The sequence below is a fragment of the Mesorhizobium sp. WSM4840 genome, assembly GCF_055811755.1.
Window position 1 is genome coordinate 26722 of the sequence record NZ_JBVVQD010000049.1, and the last position, 9082, is coordinate 35803.

General features: G+C 63.1%; 9 protein-coding genes. 7 read left to right on the forward strand and 2 right to left on the reverse strand.

The features are described from left to right. Positions 1–14 precede the first annotated feature (14 nt). The 4 genes from AC0L3I_RS34420 to AC0L3I_RS34435 all read left to right on the forward strand — a co-directional run bounded on the left by AC0L3I_RS34420 (position 15) and on the right by AC0L3I_RS34435 (position 4205). A complete protein-coding gene (locus AC0L3I_RS34420) occupies positions 15–1379 on the forward strand; it encodes a M16 family metallopeptidase (protein WP_473529890.1) in 1365 nt (454 codons plus the stop codon). 249 nt (positions 1380–1628) lie between these two features. Then, entirely contained in the window at positions 1629–2981 is a 1353-nt protein-coding gene (locus tag AC0L3I_RS34425; protein ID WP_473489878.1) for a M16 family metallopeptidase, read from the forward strand. A 20-nt stretch (positions 2982–3001) separates the two neighbouring features. Beyond that, positions 3002–3886, forward strand: a complete 885-nt coding sequence (locus tag AC0L3I_RS34430; protein WP_473489877.1) for a patatin-like phospholipase family protein — start codon at positions 3002–3004, stop codon at positions 3884–3886. Between the two features lie 163 nt (positions 3887–4049). After that, complete coding sequence (locus tag AC0L3I_RS34435; protein WP_473529894.1) at positions 4050–4205, forward strand: winged helix-turn-helix domain-containing protein; 156 nt, start codon at positions 4050–4052, stop codon at positions 4203–4205. 11 nt (positions 4206–4216) lie between these two features. On the opposite strand, the gene AC0L3I_RS34440 is transcribed toward AC0L3I_RS34435, so the two are convergent. Further along, complete coding sequence (locus AC0L3I_RS34440; RefSeq protein ID WP_473489876.1) at positions 4217–5368, reverse strand: helix-turn-helix transcriptional regulator; 1152 nt, start codon at positions 5366–5368, stop codon at positions 4217–4219. Between the two features lie 352 nt (positions 5369–5720). On the opposite strand from AC0L3I_RS34440, the gene AC0L3I_RS34445 reads away from it, so the two are divergent. Then, a complete protein-coding gene (locus tag AC0L3I_RS34445) occupies positions 5721–6080 on the forward strand; it encodes a hypothetical protein (RefSeq protein WP_473489875.1) in 360 nt (119 codons plus the stop codon). An 87-nt stretch (positions 6081–6167) separates the two neighbouring features. Beyond that, positions 6168–6575: a c-type cytochrome gene (locus AC0L3I_RS34450; RefSeq protein ID WP_473489874.1), complete on the forward strand. Its 408-nt coding sequence runs from the start codon at positions 6168–6170 to the stop codon at positions 6573–6575. A gap of 26 nt (positions 6576–6601) precedes the next feature. Here the strand turns inward: AC0L3I_RS34450 and AC0L3I_RS34455 are convergent, their stop codons facing one another. Next, entirely contained in the window at positions 6602–7741 is a 1140-nt protein-coding gene (locus AC0L3I_RS34455) for a CapA family protein (RefSeq protein WP_473529891.1), read from the reverse strand. A gap of 116 nt (positions 7742–7857) precedes the next feature. Here AC0L3I_RS34455 and AC0L3I_RS34460 point away from each other — a divergent pair, with 116 nt between their 5' ends. Next, on the forward strand, positions 7858–8676 hold the full coding sequence (locus AC0L3I_RS34460; RefSeq protein WP_473529892.1) for a phosphosulfolactate synthase: 819 nt from the start codon (positions 7858–7860) through the stop codon (positions 8674–8676). Positions 8677–9082: the final 406 nt, after the last annotated feature.

The window sequence follows — 9082 nt, forward strand, 5'->3', positions numbered from 1 at the left end:
AACCGGAGCCATTGATGACATCTCAGGCTGAATGGCTGCGCGGAACGCTCTTGGCGCTGGCTCTCGTGATGACCGGCCCGGTTCGGGCCGACAACAAGCCGGAAGACGGCAAGGTGACGAATTTCCTGCTCGACAACGGAATGGAGGTTGTCGTCATCCCCGATCACCGCGCGCCGATCGTCACTCATATGGTGTGGTACAAGATCGGCAGCGCGGATGAGCCGCCCGGCAAGTCCGGCATCGCCCATTTCTTCGAGCATCTGATGTTCAAGGCGACGACCAATCAGGCGGCCGGCGCGTTCGACCGCGCCGTCTCCGCCATCGGCGGTTCGAACAACGCTTTCACCTCCTATGACTACACCGCCTTTTACGAGACGGTGGTGCCGCAGGCGCTCGAGCAGATGATGGATTTCGAGGCCGATCGCATGCGCAACCTCATCCTCAACGACAATGTCATCGCCACTGAGCGCGACGTGATCCTCGAGGAACGCAGCTCGCGCATTGACAGCAATCCGCAGGCGGTGCTCGGCGAGGAGGTCGATGCCACGCTCTGGCAGAACCAGCCCTATCGCATTCCGGTGATCGGCTGGATGCAGGAGATGGAGAAGCTGAACCGCGCCGACGCCAAGGCTTTCTACGACAAGTATTATACGCCCAACAACGCCGTGCTGGTGGTCGCCGGCGATGTCGACCCGGAGGTGGTCAAGGCGCTGGCCGAAAAGACCTATGGCAAGATTGCGCGTGGTCCGGACCTGCCGCCGCGCATCCGTCCGGTCGAACCCGAGCAGAACACCAGGCGCACGGTGACGCTCACTGACGCGCGTGTCAGCGTGCCGAACTTTTCGACGCAATGGGTGGTTCCCTCCTATCACACTGCAAAGCCGGGGGAAGCCGAAGCGCTGGACCTCCTGGCGGAGATCCTCGGCGGCGGTAGCCGCAGCCGGCTCCACCAGCAGGTTGTCGTCAAGCAGGGTATTGCCGCCGAGGCTGGCGCCTTCTTCCAGGGCACTATGCTCGATGCCACCAACTTCACCGTCTATGGCGCGCCGCGCGGCGACGCCAAGCTGGCCGATGTCCAGGCGGCGATCGAGGTCGAGGTTGCCCGCATCGCCAAGGACGGCGTCACATCAGGCGAGTTGGAGAAGGCCAAGGATCGTTTCGTCCGCTCGATGATCTTCGCCCGCGACAAGCAGGATTCGATGGCCAACATCTATGGCGCGACGCTCGCCACCGGCGGCAGCGTCCGGGACGTCGAGGAATGGCCGGGCCGCATCCGCAAGGTCACCGCCGACGAAGTCAGGGGCGTTGCCGCGCGCTATCTCAATCTCAACCATTCGACATCAGGCTATCTCTTGCCGCAGACACAGGCAGGGAATTGATCGATGACGAGCTTGAGCGTTTGCGCTGCCCCTCACCTGCCTGCCGGCATCCTCTCCCCGTATAGTGACGGGGAGAGGGGCGCTCTCGTCGGCGGTTTCGCCAACCACCAGCGTTGCAGAAACAGCGCCTGGGTTGCGGCCAGCCCCCTTCTCCCCGTCACTATACGGGGAGAAGTGCCCGGCAGGGCGATGAGGGGCGGCGCTAACACCGACAGCTATTCGTCTCGAACATCAGTTGGAAGCTACCATTTGTCCGAAGCGACTGTCCTGAAGCGTGTCGCCACCCGACTGGCCACCCTGCTCCTCTCATTGCTCTTCCTCGTCCTGCCGGCGCTTTCCGCTCGCGCGGCCATGAGCATCCAGGAGGTGACCTCGTCAAAGGGCATTACCGCCTGGCTGGTGGAGGATTATTCCGTGCCGCTGGTCGCCATCCGCTTCGTCTTCGACGGCGGCACGACGCAGGATCCCGCCGGGAAGGAAGGACTTGCCAATTTGATGAGCGGCCTGTTCGACGAGGGCGCCGGCAATCTCGACAGCGAAGCCTTCCAGATAAAGCTGGACGACGTTGGCGCCGAGATGAGCTTCGAGGCGGGGCGCGACGGCACCTACGGCTCGATGCGCATGCTGGCCGAGCAGCGGGACGCAGCGTTCGACCTGTTGCGGCTGGCGGTCACAGAGCCGCGTTTCGACCAGGCGCCAATCGACCGCATCCGCGCGCAAGTGCTGTCCGGCATCATCGCCAACGAGCTTGACCCCGACACGCTCGCCCAGCGCAAATGGCTGGAGGCACTATACGGCACCCATCCCTATGCGCGGCCCGACCAGGGCACCAGGCAAAGCATCGCCACGATCACGTCGGACGATCTCATTGCCTTTCACAGGGCGAACTTTGCTCGCGATGGCCTGCATGTGGCGGTGGTCGGTGCCATCGATGCCGAAACGTTGAAGAAAAAGCTCGATATGGTCTTCGGTGGCCTGCCGGAACATCAGGCGCTCGCGCCCGTCGCCGATGTCGATCCGAAACTCAACCAGCAGCTCGAGGTCAATTACGACCAGCCCCAGACGTCGCTGCAATTGGCCTATCCCGGCGTCAAGCGGAGTGCGCCGGATTTCTTCGCTGCGGTGCTGATGAACGAGATCCTCGGCGGCAGCGCCTTCACCTCGCGGCTGTTCGACGAGGTGCGCGAAAAACGCGGCCTGGCCTACAGCGCCAGTTCCGACCTGGTCGACCACCAGCACGCCAACGCCCTGGCCATCACCACGGCGACCCGCGCGGACCGGGCGGCCGAGACGTTGGCTGTCGTACGCGAGGTGGTGAAGCGCATGGCGCAGGAGGGGCCGACCGAAGCGGAACTGGCGGCGACCAAGAAATACCTGATCGGCGCCTATGCCATCAACAACCTGAACTCCTCCGGCGCCATCGCTGCGACGCTGCTCGAACTGCAGCTCGACAAGCTCGGCATCGACTACATGCAGCGCCGCGCCGCCCTCATCAACGCCGTGACGCTGGATCAGGTCAAGGCGGCGGCGAAAAAACTGCTCTCCGCCGAGCCGGCCATCATGATCGTCGGGCCGAAGCACGGCGAGGCCAAGGAGGAATGAGCCCAAATGGGGGGCAAGGAATGAGCCCGAGCTTCGGCATCGCCTTCGGCGGCGGCGGCGCGCGCGGGCTGGCGCATATCCATGTCATCGAGGCGCTGGACGAACTGGGTATAAGGCCGGTCGCGATATCAGGCTCATCGATCGGCGCCATCATGGGCGCCGGCATGGCTTCGGGCATGGCCGGCAGCGACATTCACGACTACATGCGCTCGATCCTCGGCCGCCGCGCCGAGGTGGCGGCGCGCATGTGGCGGGCTCGGCCAGGCACCTTTGCCGAGGCGCTGCAGGGCGGGCTGCGTGTCACCCAGTTCAATGTCGAGCGCATCCTCAAGGCATTCATGCCCGACGCCATACCCGAAAATTTCGCCGAACTGAAAATACCGCTGAAGGTGACGGCGACGGATTTCTTCGGCCATAAGCTCGCCGTGCTTAGCGACGGCGACCTGCATTCGGCGCTTGCCGCCTCTGCGGCTATTCCCGCGGTATTCCGCCCGGTGATGCGCGACGGCAGGCTGCTGATCGACGGCGGCATCTACAATCCAGTGCCGTTCGACCTGATCGAGCACGACGCCGACATCATCATCGCCGTCGACGTCGTTGGCGCGCCGACCAAAGGCGGGCGAAAATACCCGACCTCCGTCGACCTGATGTTCGGCGCCACGCAATTGATGATGCAGTCGATCATCGCCGCCAAGCTGAGGCAATGCCAGCCGGACATACTGGTCAGGCCGGCGGTGTCGAAATACCGTGTGCTCGATTTCATGAAGATCGACGCCTTGATGGCCGAAACGGTTGATATCAAGGACGAGCTGAAGCGGGAGATCGAGAAGGCGGTGGAGACGCGGGCCAAGGTCGACACGGGCAAGCGCACCAAGCAGGTGGGGGGCGTGGCGCGGAAAATCTGACGCTTTGGTGGCCTCTATCCAACGAGCGCGAGCTTTTGATCATCTGGAGCATTCGACCGACGAGCCCAGCTTTCGCGATATGACTATTCCGCCGCGGCTTGAACCGTTCGCGGGTCGATCGAACGGTTGAGGATCAGCGCCCCGGGGCATCCGAAGCGCACGCATTTCGCCCGCGCCGCCGCCCAGGAGCGACGAGCCATTCGATCGCAGCATCGACAGTCGCATCACAAGGCTGCGCCGCCGGCTCGAGAAGGATCCCGCCAAGCCGGAACTGATCAAGACGATCCGCGGCGCTGGATACCTGTATCCAAAGCGGTGAATGAGTGTGATTCAGGGACCGGGCTGCCCCGTGGGCGGAACGATCTGCATGACAAGGCGCATCAGATCGGCCTGGCGGGAGACGCCGGTCTTCTGGAAGATATTGTCGAGATGCGTCTTGGCGGTCGCGTTGGCAATGTGAAGGCTGGCGCCAGTCTCGGCCAGGGTATGACCGGCAAGAAGGCTTGCGAGCACGCGGGTTTCGGCCAGCGTAAGCCCAAAGGCTGTTGCCAGCATGTCGGCGGCGACATGCTCGTCCGGTGCATTGCCGATGAACACCGCGGCTACCGCCGCGGGTTCCATGCCGGCGCGCCGATCGCCGCCGGCCATTGGCAGCACGCGGGCGAAGACGGGCGGCAGGCCCGGTTCGGTGAGGAGGACGGCAAGCCCGGTCTTGCCGATGCTGGCCTCATCCTGAGCCGCAGCCAAGATGGCTCTGTGAAGCTCCCTGGAGGCCGACGGCATCTTCGCTTGCAGAATGCCGTGGATATCGTGGATCGGGCCGCCGCTCCGCAGCCTGCACTTGGCCGAGCGGTTGGCGTGCAGGATGGCGCCACGTTCATTGGTGAGGACCACGGCGCATGTGAGCGCATCGAGCGCCTCGGCCATGCGTGTGCGCTCGATCGTGCTGATATCCAGCATGTTGCTGATCATTACCGACCGGCGCACATGCGGCAGCAACAGTCCACCAAGCTTGATTTCACGGTCGGTGATAAGGCCTTGCCGCTCATGTCGGGCAACGGCGAAGCCGGCAAGGCGGGTAGGGGTATGGATCAGGAAAAACGACATGACGTCGACCAGGCCTTGCGGCTTCAGCCACTCCTGAAAATATCGGGAGGTCTCCAGGTCGCCTTGAGGGACATGGCGCGAGACCACATGCGGCACATCGAGCGAAGGCCATTTCGAGAGGTTCTCGATCAGCCGGGCGTGGATCTCGGGGATATGTTTGGCCTGTTGCTCCAGCCAGTATGGCGCTATTCCCACGGTCGTGTGGATCAGCAGCCGGTCGTGACTGAGATCGTCAAGGTGCAGCACCGCTGTCTGGGCGTTGAGCGCATCCCTGATCCCGGCAAGCGCGTACTCCCATCGCCCCGGGTCGAGTGCGCAATCGTAGATCGAGCCGATCAGCTTCGACAGCTCATGATGCGACAATGCCTTGGCCATCGACGGCCCCCCGCATGTCGACAGCGCGTCCGACGCGGAAAGCCGCGCGCTCTCACAGGTGCTCTCGCCTCTCCAAACTTTAGCGATCGCTAATTTCCGATTATCTCCCCCAAACAGGGGATGCGCAAGCAACCGGGTGGTGAAATGTTTGAGCCTTAGAAGAAAGGGTCATATTTGACTGTGACACCAGTGGGGTTCAGCGCGTTCTCGGCTCGCGGACCTTCGCCACTGTGATGCAGCCGGGGGCACTAATCAAGAATTCTGCCTGCGTGCGCCGACCATCACGGCGCGAGCGCCTATTGCTGAAACTTAAGCCGGGCTCGGCCCGGACAATTCGGGATGGAGCAGCATTATGAACAGGTACATTGCTTTTGCAGCACTTTGCATGGCGGCGATGCCCGCCCACGCCGGCGAGCTTGGAGCCATGAAGGCTGAAAGCATCGATCTCGCCGGCTTCCTTGGTGTCGTCTATTACACGCCGGAGGAGGACGGTTATCGGGTGGTCACCACAATCGCGCAGGGCGAGGCTGGCTTGCCCGTGCGTTTCGTGGCGATACTGACCGAGAACCAGAAGATCGCGCTCTCCGTGCCGGGAAAACTGGGAGAGTCGGAACAGATCGTCGAGATATTGCGCGTTGGCGGCAAGCTTGTCGTCAGCCCGCATCCGATAGACGGGATCGTGGTTTCTTCTCCGAAGCCCGCCGTCGACTGATCCAAGTCGAGTGATCCAAGGTCGAGTGATCCGGGGGCATGTGCGTTGCGGCGGTGCTGGATGAGCCTGCAACGTGGGCGACAGACGATGTCCCTGTGGCTCGTCCTCCCGTCTGTCGTCGTCTTTACCGTCGCCGCCGGCTTCGGCGTGTCTTCGCAAGCTGACCTGGCCACAGGCAAGTTCTACGAAATTGTCGGCGGCAAGGTCGATGCGCGAACCTATAACGGCTTCCGTCGCTACCATGGCAGCTGCAATCATTGCCACGGACCCGACGGCATGGGCTCGACCTTCGCCTCGGCCCTTGTCGACCGGCTGCCCGGCATCGAGGTCTTTCGGCGCAATGTTCGCGACGGCGTGCGCAGCGGCCCTTCGGTCATGAAGGGCTTCGCCGACGACCCCAACGTCGCTCCTTACATCGACGACATCTACGCCTACCTGCAGGCCCGCGCCGACGGTGCGCTTGGCCGAGGACGGCCCGAGCGGCTTGAAAATTAGTGCCATTGCCTGCTGACCGCAGGCGCTCACCAAAGGACGGCGAGACGGCCGTCGCTCCCGAGCGCCACATGCGTGCCGAAAGCCGAGCACTCGCGCTCAAGCATGGCCGCGAGCCAGGCGGCATCTTCGCGCCGGGCGCGGTTTAGCCGGAACCTGGCGAGCTGGAACGGTACCAGCTCGAGCGAAACAAGCGTACCGTCCGGTATCGCGAGCCGCGGCAGGTAGATCAGCGCAAGCTCACCGCGAAAGGTTTTGTACCCTGTTATCCCCTCATAGTCGGTGAGGAAGTCGCCGCATCCATAAAGGATCAGCCGGCCGTTGTGGACTTCGATCGGCTTGGGATGGTGGGAGGAGTGCCCATGCACGACATTGAAACCTGCAACATCGATGAGAGCATGAGCAAGCGCGCGTTCTTCCACCGGGACTTGGTAGCCCCAGTTGCCGCCCCAGTGGATCGAGGCCACCGCAAGGTCGCCAGGCTGTTTTATGGCCTCCACGGATCGGGCGATCTGCGCGAGCGACCGGGCCGAGACATCCGCCAGCAAATTGACCCCTGGCTTATAAGCTCCGGCTGCCCATGAAGCTGGAACGCCGCTCGTCCCGAGCGCGAAGCCGAAGACGAGCACGCGGCCTCCGCCTGTCAGTTCAAAGACGGCAGGCGCCGCCGCCTCATCCGCGTCAAGCCCGGCCCCGGCATAGGCGAGGCCGGCAAGCCGGAGCGTATCGAGGGTTTCGACGAGGCCAGGCTCATCCCAGTCGAGCACATGGTTGTTGGCGAGCACGCAGCAGTCTACCCGCGCCGCCGCCAGGCAGCCGATGTTTGCCGGGTTCATTTTGTAATTGATGCCCTTGGGCGCCAAAGACAGGCTGGTGGTAATGCTGGTCTCGAGATTGATGATCCGCGCGTCGGGCGCTTCACGCTCCAATTCGGCGAGCGCATCACCCCAGACATACGCATCGTCGACCTTTCTCGGGATCGGTCCATTGATGCGTTCTGCAAGCTCGACATAGGTCGTCGCCGATTTGACATAGCGCTCGCTAAGGTGCGGATCGCCCGGACTGGCGAGGATCTGGTCGATGCCGCGTCCGAGCATGACGTCGCCGCACAGGAACAGCTTTGCGCTGCTTCGAACGCCGGCGGCGGCATTGTTCGCGATCTGCGCCATCCCAGACCTCCTTTTCCCGCCAACAGCCAGTGAGCTTGAGGGTTCCAGCCCAATTTGCACGGATCGGATCGCGCGCCCAGTCGTTAACGCAGGAGAGCCGACCGCCGAGGCCTGAAATGACCGACACAGCCTTCTCCTTCATCCCGCGCGCCGCGCGCTCTTCCAAGCCGCGCAAGACCGGCCTGACCGAGATTCGCGGGCCCTATTACAGCGCCTATGGGCCGCGCCATCTGGCCGATGTCTTGGAAATCATGGGCAACTGGATCGACGGCATCAAGTATGCCGGCGGATCATTCGCCCTGATGCCGCCCGAAGCGGTGAAATCGATCAACAAGCTGGCTCATGATCACGACGCCTACGTCTCGACAGGCGGCTGGATCGAGAATGTCCTCCGCTTTGGCCCGGACGCCGTCGACCGCTACATCGAAGAAGCCAAGGCGCTGGGGTTCGATGTGATCGAGATCTCCACCGGCTTCATCAGCCTGCCGACGGAGGCGCTGCTGCGCCTGGTCGAAACCGTGAAAAAGGCCGGGCTCAAAGCCAAGCCGGAGCTCGGCATCCAGTTCGGGGCCGGCGGTGACACGTCGGCCAGGGAGCTCGAAGCCGAAGGCACCAGGGATGTCGGCTGGCTGGTCGCGCAGGCCGGGCGCGCCCTCGATGCCGGTGCCGACATCATCATGATCGAGAGTGAAGGGATCACCGAAAACGTGACGTCCTGGCGCACCGACGTGGTGGCCCGCATCATCGACGAGCTCGGCCTGGAAAAGGTGATGTTCGAAGCCGCCGACCCGGCGGTCTTCGAATGGTATGTCAAGAACTACGGCAACGAGATCAATCTGTTCGTCGACCACAGCCAGATCGTGCAGCTCGAAGCGCTTCGCTCCGGCATCTGGGGAACCAAGAGCACCTGGGGGCGGATTCAGAATATTGGGTGAGGGACGTTTGAGACGACCGCGATGGCAATCGCTCCAGGTTTGCGCTGCCCCTCATCGGCCTGCCGGGCACTTCTCCCCGTATAGAGACCAGGGCTATCGCAGGTGGGCCGAGGCTTTCGCTCTACGATGTACCCCCACCCCTAACCCCTCCCCACAAGGGGGAGGGAGACTTCTGTTGGCGCTGACCTCGGCAAATTGCCTGTCTTTCCAAAGGGGAAGTGAGGGCGCGCGGCAGCATTCCCTCCCCCTTGTGGGGAGGGTTAGGGTGGGGGTCCATCTTCGCAAGAATCCCTATTGGATCGCGGCTTCATTCCAGCTTGGGTTCCTCGCCCCACGAAAGTGGGGAGAGAAGCTATGGGGCGGCGGCGAGGGTTGTGGCACCATCGTTGCTGTGAACTCAACGAAT